The organism is Desertivirga brevis, assembly GCF_017355835.1.
Genome location: NZ_JAFEWF010000003.1, coordinates 244,713 through 264,008 on the forward strand (window position 1 = coordinate 244,713; position 19,296 = coordinate 264,008).

Sequence of the window (19,296 nt, forward strand, 5' to 3'; positions counted from 1 at the left end):
CAGTTTTTAAAGTTGGCCTGTAACTAAAAACTGAGCATTTAGTATAATAAATTGTAACCATTTATCAAGCCCAAGAGATGTTATTATGAGTAGAAAAACTCCACTCAATATTTGTACCTATTTAAGTTTCCTATTAACTGTAGTGATGGTCCTAGGTAGATCTGCGTCAGGACAGGATTTTCAACGCTTAACCAGTCTGGAGGGATTGTCGCAGAGTAATGTCACATCTGTTGTTCAGGATAAAAAAGGATTTGTTTGGGTTGGGACTACGGACGGACTGAATCAGTATGATGGGTATAAGTTCAAAGTTTTCCGTCATAACAGCACCAGGAAGGGTAGTATTAGTAATAATAATGTTGTTTCCACTTTCGTCGATAAAGCAGGGGTACTTTATGTGGGTACTCACGAGGGTGGATTGAATGTTTATAATTATGCAACTAACTCCTTCACTTCCTACCGCCATAATCCTAAAAATTCCTCCAGTATAAGTTCTGATCGCGTAACAGCAATTTATGAAGATCACAAGGGAGAATTATGGATTGGGACAGAAGGAGGTCTGGATATTTTCGACCGGAAGAGAAAGGTGTTTATTCATTTTGAAGGGAAGCTCGTTAGTAATCTCATAAGAGCAGTAACAGAAGACAAGAGTAATAATCTTTGGATCGGAACAGAGGACGGTATATCTGTAATTGCTGCGGATAGGAAGTCTTCAATTACCTACAGGAATATTCCGGGTGACGAGAAGAGTTTAAGTGCGAATGGAATTAGGGCGATTTTTACTGATAGTCGAGGCAATGTATGGATAGGAACTGCTTTTGGCGGTCTTAATGTTTTAAGAAGAAAATCTAAGGCATTTAGTCGTTTTAAACATAAGCCCGGTGATAGTTCAAGTTTATTAGGAGATTATGTTCCAGGAATTTGTGAATCGAGAGATGGAAAAATTTGGGTAGCTACCAACTGGGGTGTCAGTGTTTTTGATGAAGACTCAGCATCCTTTGAAAATCACATTTCTGATCCATATAATTCTAAGTCTCTTATTGATAATGGTTTAAACGGCATTTATTGTGATCTTGAAGGTAATATTTGGGTAAGCAGTATCGTTGGGCTTTCGGTAAAGGATTTTCATCCTCCAAAATTTGCCCATTATTTGAACATCCCGGGTAGACTTGAAAGCCTGGGAAGTAAGGAAGTCTTCAGCTTTTATGAAGACTCAAGGCAGAGAGTATGGATTGGCTTAAGGGAAGGATTTGATGAATTCGATCGTAAATCAAAAACATTTATACATCACAGGTTTAAACCAGGAGGGCAAAGGGTAGGAACAGTCACTTCTTTTTTAGAAGATAGCAGAAATAATTTTTGGATTGGGACATTCGACGCAGGATTGCAGATTTACGATCGCGAGAAGGGAACATTCAAGGCTGTGAAGGGTTATAATTCCATCACAAAACAGGAGGTACCGCTACGGGATATCTGGTACATAAAAGAGGGAACAAAGGGGGATATATACATTTCTACCTTTACCACTGGCATCTTCAAGTATAACTTCCGTGACGATTGCTTTTACTCATTGTCCTGGCCAGGAAAAACTTTACCGGGAAGAGGTGTTACAGCTCTTCATATCGGAAAGGATGAAACTCTTTACATCGGAACTAATATTGAAGGGCTTTACCGGATTAACCAGCAAAAAGGTGTCTTCCAACAATATACTCACAACGCTAAGAATGCTTCATCCATAAGTAGCAACAATATAATTCAACTTCATGAAGATATAAAGGGAAGGCTCTGGATCGGTACAAATAATGGGCTCAATTTAATGAAGGGTTCTGGTATCTTCCAAGCGTTTGGTGAACATGAAGGAGTTTCTAACAATACGATCAATAGTATCGAGGAAGACTATCAGGGAAATTTGTGGTTAGGGACAAACAAGGGTCTTACTCGTTTTAAGCCTGATACCCGGTCATTTAAAATTTTCAGTGTAAAGGATGGCCTTCAGCATAATGACTTTCTTCCACGAGCTTCCTTTGCCCTTTACAAGGGTGAAATCCTTTTCGGGGGGCTAAATGGCTTTAATTTATTTAATCCATCCCAAATCAATGTTAATTCATTTGTGCCTCCGGTATATATTACTAATTTTCAATTATTTAATAAACCTGTTCCATTAGGTGAAAAGGATTCGCCCCTGAAAAAGAGTATCATCGAAACTAAGACAATCGTACTCAAGTACTGGCAGTCGGTTTTTTCCTTCGAATTTGTCTCGCTCGACTTCAGTGGTATAAAGAACATCCAGTACGCCTACAAGTTGGAAGGCTTCGAAAAAGATTGGAACTTTATCGGCCCTGAGAACAAGGCCTCTTATACAAATCTGGATCCCGGAGAGTACACATTCCTGGTAAAATCAACCAATACCGATGGGGTTTGGAGTAAAAGCCCAACCCGGCTTACAATTATAATTACTCCTCCTTTCTGGATGACCGTATGGTTTAAAGTTCTGGTATTTGTTCTGGTTGCGGGAAGTATTTATTCTATTTATCTCTACAGGATAAACAAGATAAAGGCTCAGAAAGCCGAATTAGAGAAGCAGGTAGAAGAGCGTACGGCAGAAGTTCGGCAAAAAGCGAGTGAACTTCAGGATATGAACGAAGAGCTGCAGGTGCAGGCTGAAGAGCTTACGGTGCAGTCAGAGGAGTTGCAAAATCAGTCTGAGCATTTGCAGGTGTTAAACGAGGAACTGCAACTGCAGAGAGAATATGAACAAAAAGCCCGGGAGGAAGCAGAGAAAGCTAACCTGGCTAAAAGTACTTTCCTTGCAACTATGAGCCATGAGATAAGAACACCAATGAATGGAGTGCTTGGTATGGCTGCACTATTGTCGGAAACTAAACTGGATGAAGAACAGCGAGAGTATACCGATACCATAAGAAATAGCGGAGATGCTCTGCTAAGTGTTATTAATGATATCCTTGACTTCTCAAAGATAGAGTCGGGAAGCTTAGAAATAGATCCTCATGATTTCTCTATACGCCAATGTGTAGAAGATGTAATGGATGTTTTTTCTACAAAAGCAGCAAACATAGGTATCGACCTTGTTAGCTTCATTGATCCTGAGGTGCCGGTCCAGGTCGTAGGAGATAGCATGCGTTTAAGGCAAGTGCTTATTAATTTGATAGGTAATGCTATTAAGTTTACCCAAAACGGTGAAGTATACCTGAGTGTGAGCCTGAAGAAGCAGATAGGCAGTAATGCTTTCGAGCTGTTGTTTCAGGTGAGGGACACCGGTATAGGAATTCCGGAAGATAAGGTTAACAGGCTATTCAGAGCATTTTCACAAGTTGATTCTTCAACCACCAGGAAATACGGAGGCACGGGGCTTGGTTTGGTTATAAGCCAGAGGTTGATTCAGTTAATGGGGGGAGAGATTAGCGTGAGAAGTCGCGAGGGAGAAGGAACTACCTTTGAGTTTTTTATAAATGTTGAAGGAAGTTCTGCTCCTATTGCTGTAGTACCAGAAATATCTTTAGAAGAATGCGCAGGGAAAAGAGTATTGATCATAGACGATAACCATACAAATCTGCGGATATTGAAACTCCAATTGGAGCAGTGGAAGCTTGTGCCCGAAACAGTCATCTCTGGCACAGATGCTTTGCGGATGTTGTCGGAAGGAAGAGAATTTGAACTGGTAATAAGCGATATGCAAATGCCTGAAATGGATGGTGTTGAACTAAGCAAGCAGATTAAAGGCAAATTTCCGAAGCTTCCTATTATACTCCTAAGTTCTATCGGAGATGAGACAAAGAAAAAGTATCCGGATCTGTTTAATGCTATACTCACAAAACCAATAAAGCAGCAACAGTTAGGAAAGGTAGTAAAGGAAACACTTACATCAGTTGTGCGAGAGTCTTCTTCTCAGCCTCAGGCCACTTTACTAAACTCCGATTTCGCTGCTCAAAATCCCCTAAACATCCTGATTGCCGAGGATAATCTTGTAAACCAAAAGCTGATTACAAGGGTACTTAATAAGCTAGGATACCAACCGCAACTGGTTGAAAATGGACTGCAAGTAATAGAAAAGGCTCGCGAACTTAAACCCGACCTTATCTTTATGGACGTCCATATGCCAGAAATGGACGGATTGCAAGCAACGCGGGCGATAAGAGCAGACTTTGAGGAACAACCCATAATTGTAGCGATGACGGCAAATGCCATGGTTGAGGATAAAGAAGAATGTTTAGCTTCAGGAATGGACGATTATATTTCGAAACCGATTAAGATGGAAGAACTACTGTCTATGCTACAGAAACAATCTAAAAAAGTATCTGATAATAACTAAGCAGAGGAACCCTGCTAAAAGAGAAAAGCTCCGTATTTACAACGGAGCTTTTCTCTTTTAGCAGGACCTTATTTAAGCAGGCATTTTAAAACAGCCTGTCAATTTCCTCACTTATGCTTCTTCCAGATTAGCGCCAGTAACGGCTTCTCTGATCTTTGCTTCAAGCTCATCCATTAGATCAGGATTATCAAGGATTAACTGTTTAACAGCATCTCTTCCTTGGCCCAGCTTAGTGTCATTGTAGCTAAACCAGGATCCGGACTTACGAATAATTTCATATTCTACACCCAGGTCTATGATCTCACCAGCTTTGGAAATTCCTTCACCGAACATGATGTCAAATTCAGCTAAGCGGAAAGGAGGAGCAACTTTGTTTTTAACAATCTTAACCTTAACCCTGTTCCCTGATACTTCGTCAGAATCTTTGATCTGAGATATACGACGAACATCCAAACGAACTGAAGAGTAAAATTTCAACGCGTTACCACCTGTTGTAGTTTCAGGGTTACCAAACATCACCCCAATTTTATCCCGCAATTGGTTGATGAAGATACAGCAACATCCTGTCTTAGAAATTGTACCAGTTAATTTACGCAATGCCTGAGACATCAAACGTGCCTGAAGACCCATTTTAGAATCTCCCATTTCCCCTTCAATTTCACCTTTTGGTACTAAAGCTGCAACAGAGTCGATTACGATAATATCAATCGCTCCTGAACGGATCAGATTATCGGCAATTTCTAACGCCTGCTCTCCATTGTCTGGTTGAGATATAAGAAGGTTTTCAATATCTACACCAAGCTTTTTGGCATAGAACCTGTCAAAGGCATGTTCTGCATCAATAAAAGCTGCAATGCCGCCTTTCTTTTGCGCTTCAGCAATGGCGTGTATAGCTAAGGTAGTTTTACCAGAAGATTCAGGGCCATATATTTCGATAATACGCCCCTTCGGCAACCCACCAATTCCTAATGCAATGTCAAGACTGATCGATCCTGTTGAAATAGCATCAAGAGGCTCTACGGCAGTATCTCCCAGCTTCATAATCGTGCCCTTACCGTATGATTTTTCTAATTTATCCAGCGTCAGCTGTAACGCTTTTAATTTATCTGCGTTGCTCATTATTTTAGTTAATGTAATTGCGAATGTAATAAAATAACTTAAATTGCTAAAAATTTTATCAAAATAATTAAAGCTCTTAGCAACAATAAAATTATTCTTTTACTTCGAGTTTTTTCAGTGCAATAGAAAGTTTATTTGCTTTTTTTCGTTGTTGTGCTTCCCGCTCTTTTTTTCGGAGTATTACCTCTGCTTTCTTCAATGCACCAGCCGTTTGCTGTTGTTCGTAGTATTTGCAGAAATGAGTTATAGGACAAATATTGCATTTTGGACTGCGCGCTACGCAGATATACCGGCCATGTAGAATTAACCAGTGATGGGCATGTCTGATCGTTTCTTCTGGCAGGTATTGTACCAGTTGCTTCTCAACAGCAAGGGGTGTAGTAGCATTTCTGGTTAAACCTAAACGGTTTGCCACTCTAAACACATGGGTGTCGACGGCAAGGGCTGGAGCTTCAAAAACAATGGAAGTAATAACATTGGCAGTTTTTCTTCCAACTCCGGGAAGTTTTTGCAGATCTTCCATGGATGATGGAACTTCTCCGTTAAATTGTTCCACCAGGATCTTTGACATTCCCGCTAGATGCTTCGCCTTGTTATTTGGATAACTTACAGAGCGGATATATTCAAAGATCTCCTCAACGCTTGCTTTTGAAAGGGCGAAGGCATCAGGAAAACGTTCGAAAAGCTTAGGAGTAATTTGATTAATGCGCTTGTCTGTGCATTGGGCCGACAAGCTCACTGCAACCAATAACTCGTATGGATTGGTATAATGAAGTTCAGTTTTAGCTTCAGGATTGTTTTTTGAAAAATAATCCACGAATGCTTTAAAACGTTCTTTTCTAAGCATGTATAAACTAAGGTCGGAAAAATTGAACTAAAGACTTTTTGAGTAAGCCATTATCCTTTCGATTGTAGAAAGGTGCGGCTCTCTGGTTTCTTTGTTTAACTCTGATTTAATCGAGTTGTAAAAGCTTTCGTCCTCACGGGTAAGGGAACAAGCAGGCTCCTCTAAATTCTCAAGGAGCAGGTGGTAATGTTCTTGTGTAGAAATTTGAATCATAAGCAACGCCGTTTTTTAATAAATATATCAAATAAACGGCGTTGCAAAAACTATTATTTTACTGATTCAAAATTATTTTTGAAATTAAGTCAGCCTTAGGCTTAATTCCTTAGTTTGCAGCATTTTGCGTAGATTGTTCAATGCGTAGCGCATACGGCCAAGGGCAGTATTGATACTAACATTAGTCACATCTGCAATTTCCTTAAAGCTCATTTCACCGTAGTGGCGCATAATGAGCACTTCTTTCTGCTCTGATGGTAGCAATTGAATCAGTGCCTTCAGATCCTTATGGGTCTGATCGCGAACAATTTTGTCTTCAATGCTCTCGTCGTAAAATCCAAGCACATCAAAGATGTCGAAACCATCGCCATTCGTAATTACTGGGGTACGTTTCTCCTTACGGAAAAAGTCGATCACCAGGTTATGCGCAATTCGTAAAACCCAAGGCAAAAATTTACCCTCTTCATTATACCTGCCCGATTTTAACGTATTGATTACCTTGATGAAAGTATCCTGGAAAATATCCTCAGCAAGGAACTCGTCTTTTACGAGCATATAAATAGAAGTATAAATTTTGGTTTTATGGCGCCTGATGAGTTCTGACAAAGCGGCCTCTTTACCCGCAATGTAAAGCTCTACCAGTTCTTGATCATTTTTATTTTGAAACATCATAGGACTCTCTCGTTTAATTCCCTCTTAACTAATTCGTGTACAATAATTTGAGTAGAGTTTTAGCCTATAGTTTAATCTCCTTTAAAAAATAATTTATGAATGGAATTTGTGTGTGTTGCAGTTCAAATTTAATTACAAAAAAATTAATGTGCAAACATTTATCTAAAAATGTTCCCTTGTTTGATAGTACTTTTGCCCTTTGTTCAGATCGAAATACTACGGTTTGAAACTAAAAAAATGAACGATTAGCGGTACTGCAGCAAGTAATTATAAAAACGTCATGCTACTTTTGCTGTTATACCGTTTACGTTACTTACGATATATTTAGCACTCCGGTTTTCAATGAGTACAGAATCAGAAAAAGATCCCCAGAAACATATAATAATTAAAGGAGCACGCGTTCATAATCTAAAGAATATTGATGTTGCGATCCCAAAGAACAAGCTTGTAGTCATTACAGGGATGTCGGGATCCGGTAAATCGTCCTTAGCTTTCGATACACTGTACGCTGAAGGACAACGACGGTATGTCGAAAGCCTTTCTTCCTATGCACGCCAGTTCATGGGAAGGATGAATAAGCCTGATGTTGATTATATCAAGGGGATAGCTCCGGCTATTGCTATCGAGCAGAAAGTTATAACAAGTAATCCGAGATCAACAGTAGGTACATCTACCGAGATCTATGATTACCTCAAGCTGTTGTTTTCAAGGATTGGAAAAACTTATTCTCCTGTTTCAGGAAGAGAGGTGAAGCGGGATAATGTTACTGATGTGGTAAATTTTATCACAGCATTGCCTGAAGAGACAACTGTCACTATATTTTGTCCTTTGCATCCGCATAATAACCGGGCGGTTAAAGAAGAGCTTGCTGTACTCCTGCAAAAGGGTTTTCAACGCGTTTACTACAAGGGACAATTGTCCCGGATCGAGACTTTGTTGGAAGATGAATCAATCAAGAACGATAAACTTCTAGACTCCGAAACACTTCGTATCGTTATCGACCGGATTTCAGTGAACCAGGAGGAAGAAACACTAAGCCGCATGGCTGATTCCATTCAGACTGCCTTTTTTGAGGGTAAAGGCGACTGTTTCGTGGAGGAGAATGAGAATGAGCATTTCTTCTGCGATCGCTTCGAACTTGATGGGATGCGTTTTGAAGAACCTAATCCAAATTTTTTTAGCTTCAATAATCCCTATGGAGCTTGCCGGCGTTGTGAAGGATACGGAAAAGTTATAGGCATTGATGAAGATCTGGTTATTCCAGATAAGAGTAAGTCATTATACGATGGAGCAATAGCACCATGGCGTGGTGAGAAGATGCGGGAATGGCTTGATGAGCTTCTTAAAAGCGCCCTTAAGTTTGATTTCCCGGTCCATCGTTCTTACAATCAGTTAACTGATGAACAAAGAACCCTGGTGTGGACGGGGAACAAGTATTTTCGCGGCCTGGATGCTTTCTTCCAGCATCTGGAAGAGCAAACCTATAAAATTCAATACCGTGTGATGTTGTCCCGTTACCGCGGAAAAACAACCTGTCCGGATTGTAAAGGAAGCCGCCTTCGTAAAGACGCATCGTATGTTAAGGTGGAGGGAAAATCCATTACAGATATTGTTCTAATGCCATTAGACTCTGCCTTGGAATTTTTTCAGGCCCTAAAGCTGAACGAGAACGAGGCCAAAATATCGAAAAGATTATTACTGGAAATTTCTAATCGCATCAAATTTTTAACTGATGTGGGTTTAAGTTATCTCACATTAAACCGCCTAAGTAACACTCTTTCCGGTGGAGAATCGCAACGCATTAACCTTGCAACTTCACTAGGAAGTTCCCTTGTCGGCTCGGTTTACGTATTAGACGAGCCAAGTATAGGCCTGCACCCCCGGGATACCCACCGCTTAATCGGTGTGTTGAAGTCTTTAAGGGATGTGGGTAATACTGTTCTGGTAGTTGAGCACGAGGAGGAAGTGATGAAAGCTGCCGACTATCTTATAGATATCGGCCCGGCCGCGGGAACCCATGGGGGGGATTTAATTTTTACAGGCGTTTACGATGAAATTGTAAAGGACGATAACAGCTTAACCGGGAAATATCTGAGTGGGAAGGAAGCCATTGAAATTCCAAAGAGCAGAAGAAAGTGGAGTGACTTTATCGAGGTAAAAGGAGCCCGTGAGAATAATCTTAAAAATATAGATGTAAAGTTTCCCTTAAACGTTTTAACCTGTGTTACCGGCGTTTCTGGTTCAGGAAAGACATCACTTGTGAAACGGATCTTACAGCCTGCAATCCAGAAGGCGATAGGTAATTATTCCGGAGAGCAGACCGGGGCTTACGACGAGCTTATAGGGGATATAGATAAAATACAGCAGGTTGAGCTGGTTGATCAAAACCCGATAGGAAGGTCTTCCCGCTCTAACCCCGTAACGTATGTAAAAGCTTGGGATGATATACGCAACTTATATGCATCGCAAACGTCTGCCAAAGCAGCGGGGTTGAAACCTGCAGCATTTTCATTTAATGTAGAAGGGGGGCGTTGTGACGTATGTCAGGGAGAAGGAGAGGTCAAAATTGAAATGCAATTTATGGCTGATATTTTCCTGCCCTGTGAATCGTGCAACGGTAAGCGCTTCAAACAGCATGTTCTTGATGTTACCTATAAAGAAAAAAGCGTTTCGGAGGTACTAGATCTGACTATAGAGGAAGCCCTCGAGTTTTTTAAGGATGAAACAAAGATCGTAACTAAACTGCAACCCCTCGCAGATGTCGGCCTGGGCTATGTGCATCTTGGTCAGTCTTCAAACACCTTATCCGGTGGAGAAGCGCAGCGGATTAAGCTCGCTTCATTTCTTATAAAAGGAAATAACAGCAGCAAAACCCTGTTTATTTTTGACGAGCCAACTACCGGCCTTCATTTTCATGATATCAAGAAGCTATTGAAATCTCTTAATGCGCTTTTGGATCAGGGAAACTCTATCCTAGTTATTGAACATAATATGGATGTAGTAAAGTGCGCCGATTGGGTTATCGATATTGGACCTGAGGGTGGAGACAGGGGAGGTTATCTCGTTTTTGAAGGCACTCCCGAGGAATTGGTTACTCACAAAGATTCATATACTGGTACTTTTTTAAAAGATCATCTGAAATAGTTTAAAAATAAATCTATAGATGCTATATGCTTTGTATTTTTGCTCCCCGTAAATAAGACTGGCATTAATATGGATAATCAAAGTCCCGCCGAACCGGAAGTGTACACCGACGAAGACGTAGCGGAGAATAAGAAGGAGCAATCAAAGCTTAAGATTGCATTTAATTTTATTGGTTTATTAGTGATTTGTCTATCGGTAGGACTTCTGTGGAGTTATGTTCCTGCCTTCAAGTCAACGTTTACCGATGTGTCTCCAACCTTCTATTATTTCCTTATTGCGGGTTTCATTTTCGCAATGATAGATGGAGCAATAGGCATGTCCTATGGTGTAACCTCTACAGCTTTTAGTATTTCCATGGGAATTCCGCCGGCCTCTGCAAGTACGGCTGTTCACTTGTCAGAAATTCTCAGCAATGGTATAGCTGGAGTGATGCATTATCGCATGGGGAACGTGAATAAGAAACTTTTCTGGCTACTCGTTATCCCCGGAATTATTGGCTCTGTAACGGGCGCATACATATTATCCTCACTGGAATATTATAGTAAATACACGAAACCTGTTGTTTCCTTTTATACACTTATTTTAGGTATTGTCATTTTACGTAAGGCATATGCCATGCTTAAAAAGAAGAGTTCTTCAGCAAATAATTCGTCAAAGGGTGGTAAGATCAAAAATATAAGAGCACTGGGATTATTTGGAGGCTTTGTAGATGCAGTAGGTGGCGGAGGATGGGGCTCTATCGTCCTTTCGACACTTATAGCTGGGGGGCGTCATGCACGATTCTCTCTTGGAGCCGTTAAGGCTTCCCGGTTTTTCGTAGCTTTTATGAGTTCCTTAACATTTATAACGATGTTAGAGCATTTGCACTGGGATGCCATAGGCGGTTTAATCCTGGGCAGTGCCGTTGCTTCTCCAATAGCAGCCAAGGTTGCCAATAAGATTTCTGCTAAATCTATCATGATTGCAGTAGGGATTATTGTTATTTTGGTCAGCCTCAGGTCTATTTTAAAGTTTATACTATCAGTAATTTAACAGGACTTCAGTAAATTGCCTAATTTGGTAACAGCCCATCAGGTGTTTCTGAAAACCCTAATACTTATTTTTAATGAAAGAACAATCGAGACTAATACGTAATCAGGCAGAGCGAACACACAATCGCGAGCACTCTGTTCCCTTATACCTTACATCAAGTTTTATTTTTGACGATGCTGAACAGGGCAGAGCCATTTTTGCCGACGAGATGGAAGGAAATATTTATTCCCGTTACTCTAACCCTAATACCACCGAGTTTATTAATAAGGTGTGTGATTTGGAAGGGGCGGAAGCTGGTTTAGCATTTTCTTCAGGTATGGCTGCTATTTTTGCTTCTTTCGCAGGCCTACTTAGAAGCGGCGATCATATTATTGCCTGCCGGTCTGTATTTGGCTCAACTCACCAGTTGTTAAATCAATTGTTTCCTCGCTGGGGTATAACCCACACTTACGTAGATGCAGGGAAACCTGAGGAATGGGAAGCTGCAATTCGTCCGGAAACAAAGATGATTTTCCTTGAAACTCCATCAAATCCAGGATTGGAGCTGGTGGATCTGGAATGGTTAGGTGAGTTAAAGAAAAAGTATCCGAACATTATATTCAATATAGATAATTGCTTTGCCACGCCCTACTTGCAGAAGCCTCTGCAATATGGCATCGACCTGGTTGTTCACTCTGCAACAAAATATATGGATGGACAGGGACGGGTGTTGGGTGGTGTAATTGCCGGAAAAGCGTCAATTATAAAAGAGCTGATGTTCTTTATCCGCCATACTGGCCCGGCTATGTCAGCCTTTAATGCCTGGCTGCTTTCTAAAAGTTTAGAAACACTTACTTTAAGAATGGACAGGCATTGCGGTAACGCTCTTAGATTGGCTGAGATGTTAGAGCAACATCCCGAGATTGAACTCGTGCGCTACCCTCATTTGCCATCACACCCACAATATGCATTAGCTAAAAAGCAGATGAAGCTAGGTGGAGGGATAGTAACCTTCATCGTTAAAGGAGGTTTTGAAAGAGCAAAACGGTTCCTGGATGCTTTACAAATGATCCTGTTTACGTCGAACTTGGGCGATTCCCGTTCTATTGCTACCCATCCAGCTTCCACAACCCATTCCAAATTAACGGAGGAAGAAAGAGGCCTACTAGGTATTCAGCCAGGTTCAATTCGTATTTCTGTCGGACTTGAGGATATCGACGACATCCTTGAAGATGTAAAGCAGGCTTTAGAGCGTTCGAAATAATATTGAGAGGGAAAGTATAAAGGTTTTACTACTAACTTTGTAAAAGGGTAAACAATACATATGAAAGTAGAATTAAAAAGAGTTAATGACGCCGTTCATTTTGAAGCAAGCGGCATGACTGATGTGAAAATAAGTATAGATGGTTCTCCCGAAATCGGAGGACAGAATTTAGGAGCCCGCCCAATGGAGCTGGTATTAATGGCACTTGGATCCTGCAGTTCCCTTGATTTATTATCTATCCTGAAAAAACAACGCCAGGACGTACAGGATGTTAATGTTTCTATCGACGGTGAAAGAGCGGACAAAATTCCTGCGGTCTTCACTAAGATTCATATGAATTTTGACCTTATTGGTAATATCGACGAAGCTAAAGCTGAAAAAGCAGCTGAGCTGGCAGTGAAAAAATACTGTTCTGTTCATGATATGCTTGCAGCAGGTGGTGTAGATATCACCTATTCTGTAAATGTGAAGGCAGCAGAAGAGCCTTCTAAATAAAGCTTCGGTATAATATTGATAGAGAAGGCGGATAATAGTTATTCGCCTTTTCTATTTTATTTAACTGTTATTGTCTTCTTTAACCCTTTCTGGCTTTCTAGAGCCATTTATATTCCATATACGCTCGGCACGACTGCCAATTAGCCAGAACGATATTGCCAGTATGGAGAAGAATAGCGCTTTATTGGTGATGTCCCAGAAATATTCAAAGTATCTTGTATAGATATTGATCAGCAGAAAACTAATGCCGAATTCACGGGCAATAGAATCTTTTTTCTTCAAACCATATAACATCAGACCAAAAGAGAATAGTGCTGACAAAATTCCCCAGTAGAAAAGGTCTTTCTGCTTTACTTTCAACCAGTCCTCTATATTCCCGAAATTTCCGAATATAGACAACAACCAAAGAGATACGAATAGATAAGAGAGGCCGATGACATAGGTTATATTTTTAAGGAAAGCAAAGCGTTCAATTCTTGCCATTAGTAAGGCTAGTCCCGAAAGAAAAGCCCCAAAGAACACGAAGCGTAGAGGGTAGTTCATTTTTAAAAAATAGTCGCCCCATTGTGTCTGGTATCCTGTCTCTGTGCCGAACCAACTTCCCAAAGATATTAGAGCAAAAGCCCAGATAAGCTGCGAGCTGAACCTCAAGGCAAGCAGGCCGTACACGAATACTGAAAAAAGAAAAAGCAGCGAGAAATGCCCTTTACCATTATCAATAACCTTTCCCAGGAAAGCTATGGCACTGGCAGTAAAAAGTACACCAATAAACAGAATGGCTTCGTTACTGAATACACGTTCCGGGTTTGCGTTCTTACGTTTCTGTCCAAGAAAATAGAAATAGGCAGCCAGAATAGCGGATATGATACTGATAACGATATCAGGAGTGTCGGATAGTTTGGCTATGAGGTTAAGTATAGCATCATCTACAACTAGCGAAGCGAATGCGATCAAACCACAGGCTAGCGCAATCCAAATACTGTATTGAGCCAAACGCCGCCAGTCAAACTGCTTGACATCATAAGATCGCAAAAGTTTGTCACTTGTTGTTTCGTCCAGCAAACCTTCACTTTTCCAATGATGGATCGTTTGATTGAGGAAGTCGGCTTCTTGTTTATCCAGGTTAAGTTTGGCCACCTAATGTTAATTTAATTCCTTTCGGGATAACAAAATCTGACCATCTTAGTTCTGTGACTAATCTTGTATCAGTAAAGTAGCTTCAACACCGCTTGTTTATCCTGTTCAATCTGGTTCTTAAGCTCATCCATATTATTGAACCGCATGTCGTGCCTTACGAAGTTCTTGAAATGAACGCGGATGTATTGCCTGTAGATCTCTTTGTCAAACTCAAATATATTAACCTCTATATTACGGGTCATGCCGTTAATAGTAGGGCGGTTACCTATATAAGCCATTCCTTTCAAGATGTTTGCAGTGACGGGTGATTTGGAAGTAACCAGAGGTTGGTCGAGGGGATAAGCTCCCTGTTTTTCCATTAATTCAACTTCCACAGCGTAAATACCGTCTGAGGGAACCAGTTTGTAGCTTTCTTCTATCAGGAGGTTGGCTGTTGGGAAACCCATTTGCCTTCCAAGTCGGTCACCCTTAATTACCTTACCAGTTAGAAAGAAGGGATAACCAAGGAAGTCCTCAGCAGTTTCAACATCACCAGATAGTAGTGAATCCCGGATTTGTGTGGAGCTAACCTTTACCTCATGGATGTCCTGTTCAGGGATCTCTTCTACCTCATAGTGGTATTGAGCAGCGTGACGTTGAAGTTCAGCCAAATTTCCCTGACGATCTTTACCAAAGCGGTGATCAAAACCGATAATTATCTTTTTTGTGCCGATCTTTTCAACGAGGACTTGTTGTATATAGGTCTGTGCAGAAAGGTTAGAGAAATCCCTGGTGAATGGAGTTATAATGAGGTGATCAACCCCTAACTTCTCAATCAGTTCGGCTTTTTCTTCAATTGTCGTGATTAACTTAAGTGAAGAGTTTTCCGGATGAAGGATCATCCGGGGATGCGGAAAAAAAGTAAGGATAACACTTTCTCCACCGCTTTGATCTGCTACTTCGGTAAGCCGGTTTATTATCTTACGATGTCCAAAATGAACGCCATCAAAAGTGCCAATTGTTACAACAGCATTATTCAGTTTTTGGAATTCATTAATGTGTCTGTAAACTTTCATCTGCGTTGTAAAAATATAAAAGATGCGTTATTTAAGAGCAGGTTCTTCTTTGTCTTTCAATCCCCTGATATGATTTACCAATTCCATAACCTCAAAAGCTTCATCTATTTTAAAATCTCCGCTTCTGGTTCTCCGGAGTTTGGAAAGATATGCGCCTGAGTTTAACGCTTTTCCAAAGTCGAAAGCCAAAGATCTGATATAGGTTCCTTTGCTGCAAACCACCCTGAAGTCTACTTCTGGAAGCTCTATGCGAGTAATTTCGAACTCTGTGATGCTAACCTTACGTGATTTTAACTCAACCTCTTCTCCTCTGCGGGCTTTTTCATATAAACGCTCCCCATTCACTTTAACAGCAGAGTGAGCTGGTGGAAATTGTTCAATATCTCCAAGGAATAATTTGCATGCTTCAACTATTGCATCGTTTGTCAGACCGCTAATATCAAAGGTCTGATCAATTTCAGTTTCCAAGTCGTAGGAGGGAGTGGTGGCGCCGAGTACCAGTGTCCCGGTATATTCTTTTTCCTGAGCCTGGAAATTGTCAATCTGCTTCGTCATTTTGCCCGTGCAAATAATAAGTAAGCCGGTTGCAAGCGGATCTAATGTTCCTGCATGCCCCACTTTCAATTTTAAAGGCTTAAATGAATTCCTGATTTTTCCGACAACGTCAAAGCTTGTCCAATGATAAGGTTTGTTAACTAACAAAAGCTCGCCCTCTGCAAAGTTAAACTCCCTGAATTTTGTATCTCCCACAACTAAACCCGTAGAATAAAATGATCTTAAATAATTTCAAGGCTATGTCCTGATAAAAGGAATGCCAGGATAACAAGTCCTACAATAATGCGGTACCAGCCAAAAATTTGAAAGCCTCTCTTTTGAAGGAAGGTAATGAAGGATTTAATAGCTAGCATAGCTACAATGAAGGCAACGACATTACCTATTGCTAAAAGCTTAATCTCTTCGCCGGTAATAACGTATCCGTCTTTATAAAAATCGTAGATCTTCTTGGCGGTAGCGCCGAACATAGTAGGAACCGCAAGAAAAAAAGAAAATTCTGCAGCAACGGTCCGTGTCATGTTTTGCGACATACCGCCTACAATAGTTGAAGCTGACCGGGAAGTGCCGGGAATCATAGCCAGGCATTGAAAAACGCCGGTTATGAAAGCTGCCTTGTAGTCAATATTACGCGTATCACGAATACTATTGCGCTGGAAAAACTTATCAATGAAAAGAAGGATCACACCTCCAATTACCAGGGCTACTGCAACAGTGGTCGGGCTCTCTAGTAGCTCGTCTATTTTATCACTGAATAACAAGCCTGCTATCGCAGAGGGAATAAATGCTACTAATAGTTTAAAATAGAAATCCAGCGTTTGGAAAAAACGTTTCCAGTAAAGAACAAGCACAGAAAGGATTGCGCCTAATTGAATAACTACCGTGTAAAGTTTTACGAAATCGTTAGACTGAATGCCCATCAACGACGATCCTATGATCATATGACCGGTTGAAGAAACAGGAAGGAACTCTGTAATACCTTCAATTATCGCGAGGATAATGGCTTGAATAATGCTCATTAATTCTCGCGTTTTTTAAGAATAGAATAGAATCCAATACCAAAGCCTACCAACACTACAAACGGAGCAATCACGGTTTTCCTGAAATCGTAAATGTCTGTTTCTCCTATCATCAGAATAAATCCTAAAGCAATTACTGCTATTGAAACCAGCATAAGCCTGTAATTGCTTTTACCAAACACAAATTCTACCGGTGTATTTGTAGATGTAGTTTTCTTTAATGCCATTATCTGTAAAGGTTATTAACTTTTAATCTTAAGTATTTTGTTACTGCAAAGTAGGTGCTCAAACCTGCTATCAGGATACCTATCGCTACCACTCCGGCAAATACAAGTGCAAATTCGTACCAGTTCTTCAAGATAACCAATTCCGGAATTTGTTGTTGAGCCAGGTATAAGGCTCCCAGAAGCAGAATAATAGCAATCAATGATCCTAGCAGCCCGTGTATGATACCATACCCAATAAAAGGAGCCCGGATGAAGTTTTTCGTAGCGCCAACCAGTTGCATAGACTTGATCAGGAAGCGTTGTGAATAGATCGCCAGACGTATGGTGTTATTAATAAGAGCAATAGCAATAATTAATAAGGTACCTGCGAAAGCTAAGATCACAAGACTGATAACTTTGATATTTTGATTTACCATGTCTATTAGCGACTTCTGATAGATCACTTCTTTTACCAATGGATTTTTGGATAATTGCCTGCTGAAGGTCTCAATGCTGGCGTTATTAGCATAGTCTTCCTTCATGTACACATCGATAGACGAAAGTAGTGGATTATAGCCGAGAAATTGTACAAATTCTTCTCCTAAATCTTTCTGCAGGTTACGTGCTGCAATCTCCTTACTAACATATTGAGATCTTAGTACATAAGCATGGGTATCTAATTGCTTCTGCAAAGCAAGCACATCTACTTCCTTAGCTCCATCACTTACAATAATATTGAGAACGATGTTTTCCTTAACGTATTTAGAAAGATTGCGAGCATGAACCATGATCAGTCCAAGCAGGCCAATCATCAACAATACCAGTGCAATACTAATCACAGTTGATATATATACTGGTTTAGTTTTCTTTGCAGCGGTGCTTCCTTCGAATTCTTCCATAGCCTGTTTAATTACGCGAAAATAACTATTTAACTAAAGCCCTTAACGTAAATTTCAATATTTAGATATTTTTAACAAAGAAAGAGCGGGGAATTTACGAATTACGAATTACGATTTACCCTTTGTGGGATGCCAATGCGATACGTTGGTGGGTGGGAGGGAGACATAATAGAGTTGAAGAATGTAATGTCAATGTCAGGCTTTATTTAAGTCTAAAGTTTTGGTAACCTTCTGTTTTTTAGTGCGTAATAATCATCAAATACCAAATTGAAAAACATGGGAAAGCAAATATCTAACCTGATTGAAGGATTATCAAATCAGATCTTCGGCCTAAAGCCACAAGCAGTAGCAGTTTTAAAAAATGGAAAGCAAGTAGTTGTTCCGGTTCGGAGATAACTAGTTTAAGATATATTTAGAATAAGGGTTTAGTTTTTTAGTGTATTTTTTAGGTTAAAGGTTGATTGTTAAGAGGCTGTTCCAGGAAAGAACAGCCTCTTTCTTTTTATAATCCTTCCTTATTGGAGTGTTACGGTATAACTTGAGTTTAAAGCAGCTTTTAATTGGTTGTAAAGTTGTACGTTAGAAGTAGAACTGATAATAATTTTATTATCTGTCCATGTTGCGGTTGGCAGTTTAGAAATATCAATAGCGGCCAAAAGCTTATTTACCTCCATCTTTACAACTGCTAAGTAGTTGTCGCGCCTAACTTGTGCCGGAAGGTTTTTAACGTTAACGCGTAAAGCAGCTTCGTCATTGAAGTGAAGCTCAACCGGAACCACACCTTTTGTAGGAACAGTAACAAGTGCCTTTAAAGTAAGTGGTGGACGTTCTGCAGATGGTTTTAAATAAACCATGCCATCCACTTCATCAAATTTACTATAGGTACGGAATGTAATAGTTAAAAGCTCACTATTATCGGCGAGCATATTGACATTCCATAATCCGTCCATTGCATTGCCTCCTACCACATTTCCATTACTTTTTAATTTCACATCAAAGCTTGCCAGATTTAACATAGCGTATGTCCATTCTACCGACGGAAAGCTGGTTCCAGAGCTTGATGTGTTATCCAGTTGGAATTTAAAATCAATGGTTTGTTCGGCTTCTTGAGTTTCGTCTTTCTTACAGCCTGAAAATGTTACGGCACTAACAAGTAGAGCAAAAATGCTAAGTTTTAAATGTTTTATCATGGTAGTAAAAGTTTACAATATCATATCGTCAATTAAGATATTAGAAGCAAGTAAGAAGAGCTGGCAATTGTTTCTATAAACTTAAAAATGTTGATTGCCTTCTATTAATCCCAACCTTAACAATTACTAGTCAGTGGGAATTTGTA

15 protein-coding genes are annotated in these 19,296 nt (G+C 40.2%); 5 read left to right on the forward strand and 10 right to left on the reverse strand.

Translation table 11 applies throughout. The annotated features are described in order from the left end of the window. Nucleotides 1–85: 85 nt before the first annotated feature. Nucleotides 86–4,327 (forward strand): hybrid sensor histidine kinase/response regulator, encoded by a 4,242-nt coding sequence (locus tag J4N25_RS11535; protein ID WP_207422351.1) that lies wholly within the window; start codon nt 86–88, stop codon nt 4,325–4,327. A 111-nt stretch (nt 4,328–4,438) separates the two neighbouring features. On the opposite strand, the gene recA is transcribed toward J4N25_RS11535, so the two are convergent. From recA to J4N25_RS11550, 3 genes are all read right to left on the reverse strand, one after another. Next, nucleotides 4,439–5,446: a recombinase RecA gene (recA, locus tag J4N25_RS11540; protein ID WP_207422352.1), complete on the reverse strand. Its 1,008-nt coding sequence runs from the start codon at nt 5,444–5,446 to the stop codon at nt 4,439–4,441. A 91-nt stretch (nt 5,447–5,537) separates the two neighbouring features. Continuing rightward, nucleotides 5,538–6,293, reverse strand: a complete 756-nt coding sequence (gene nth, locus J4N25_RS11545; protein WP_207422353.1) for an endonuclease III — start codon at nt 6,291–6,293, stop codon at nt 5,538–5,540. Between the two features lie 297 nt (nt 6,294–6,590). After that, entirely contained in the window at nt 6,591–7,178 is a 588-nt protein-coding gene (locus J4N25_RS11550) for an RNA polymerase sigma factor (RefSeq protein ID WP_207422354.1), read from the reverse strand. Between the two features lie 342 nt (nt 7,179–7,520). Between J4N25_RS11550 and uvrA the strand changes: the two genes are divergently transcribed. The 4 genes from uvrA to J4N25_RS11570 all read left to right on the forward strand — a co-directional run bounded on the left by uvrA (nt 7,521) and on the right by J4N25_RS11570 (nt 13,092). Continuing rightward, nucleotides 7,521–10,322: an excinuclease ABC subunit UvrA gene (gene uvrA, locus J4N25_RS11555; RefSeq protein ID WP_207422355.1), complete on the forward strand. Its 2,802-nt coding sequence runs from the start codon at nt 7,521–7,523 to the stop codon at nt 10,320–10,322. A gap of 69 nt (nt 10,323–10,391) precedes the next feature. Continuing rightward, nucleotides 10,392–11,354, forward strand: a complete 963-nt coding sequence (locus tag J4N25_RS11560) for a sulfite exporter TauE/SafE family protein (protein WP_207422356.1) — start codon at nt 10,392–10,394, stop codon at nt 11,352–11,354. 73 nt (nt 11,355–11,427) lie between these two features. After that, on the forward strand, nt 11,428–12,597 hold the full coding sequence (locus J4N25_RS11565) for a trans-sulfuration enzyme family protein (RefSeq protein WP_207422357.1): 1,170 nt from the start codon (nt 11,428–11,430) through the stop codon (nt 12,595–12,597). 60 nt (nt 12,598–12,657) lie between these two features. After that, nucleotides 12,658–13,092, forward strand: a complete 435-nt coding sequence (locus J4N25_RS11570; protein ID WP_207422358.1) for an OsmC family protein — start codon at nt 12,658–12,660, stop codon at nt 13,090–13,092. A gap of 60 nt (nt 13,093–13,152) precedes the next feature. Here J4N25_RS11570 and J4N25_RS11575 read toward each other — a convergent pair whose 3' ends face one another. From J4N25_RS11575 to J4N25_RS11605, 7 genes are all read right to left on the reverse strand, one after another. Further along, nucleotides 13,153–14,229, reverse strand: a complete 1,077-nt coding sequence (locus J4N25_RS11575; RefSeq protein ID WP_207422359.1) for a DUF2157 domain-containing protein — start codon at nt 14,227–14,229, stop codon at nt 13,153–13,155. Nucleotides 14,230–14,297: 68 nt separating this feature from the next. After that, on the reverse strand, nt 14,298–15,284 hold the full coding sequence (locus J4N25_RS11580) for a bifunctional riboflavin kinase/FAD synthetase (RefSeq protein WP_207422360.1): 987 nt from the start codon (nt 15,282–15,284) through the stop codon (nt 14,298–14,300). 27 nt (nt 15,285–15,311) lie between these two features. Beyond that, a complete protein-coding gene (truB, locus tag J4N25_RS11585; protein WP_207422361.1) occupies nt 15,312–16,034 on the reverse strand; it encodes a tRNA pseudouridine(55) synthase TruB in 723 nt (240 codons plus the stop codon). A gap of 26 nt (nt 16,035–16,060) precedes the next feature. Beyond that, entirely contained in the window at nt 16,061–16,855 is a 795-nt protein-coding gene (locus J4N25_RS11590; RefSeq protein WP_207422362.1) for an undecaprenyl-diphosphate phosphatase, read from the reverse strand. After that, nucleotides 16,855–17,082 (reverse strand): DUF3098 domain-containing protein, encoded by a 228-nt coding sequence (locus tag J4N25_RS11595; RefSeq protein ID WP_207422363.1) that lies wholly within the window; start codon nt 17,080–17,082, stop codon nt 16,855–16,857. The genes J4N25_RS11590 and J4N25_RS11595 overlap by 1 nt, the downstream gene beginning before the upstream one ends. After that, nucleotides 17,082–17,960 (reverse strand): cell division protein FtsX, encoded by an 879-nt coding sequence (locus tag J4N25_RS11600; RefSeq protein WP_207422364.1) that lies wholly within the window; start codon nt 17,958–17,960, stop codon nt 17,082–17,084. The genes J4N25_RS11595 and J4N25_RS11600 overlap by 1 nt, the downstream gene beginning before the upstream one ends. A 515-nt stretch (nt 17,961–18,475) precedes the next feature. Beyond that, nucleotides 18,476–19,150 carry a hypothetical protein gene (locus J4N25_RS11605; RefSeq protein WP_207422365.1) on the reverse strand — a complete coding sequence of 225 codons (675 nt, stop codon included), beginning with the start codon at nt 19,148–19,150 and terminating at the stop codon, nt 18,476–18,478. Nucleotides 19,151–19,296 lie beyond the last annotated feature (146 nt).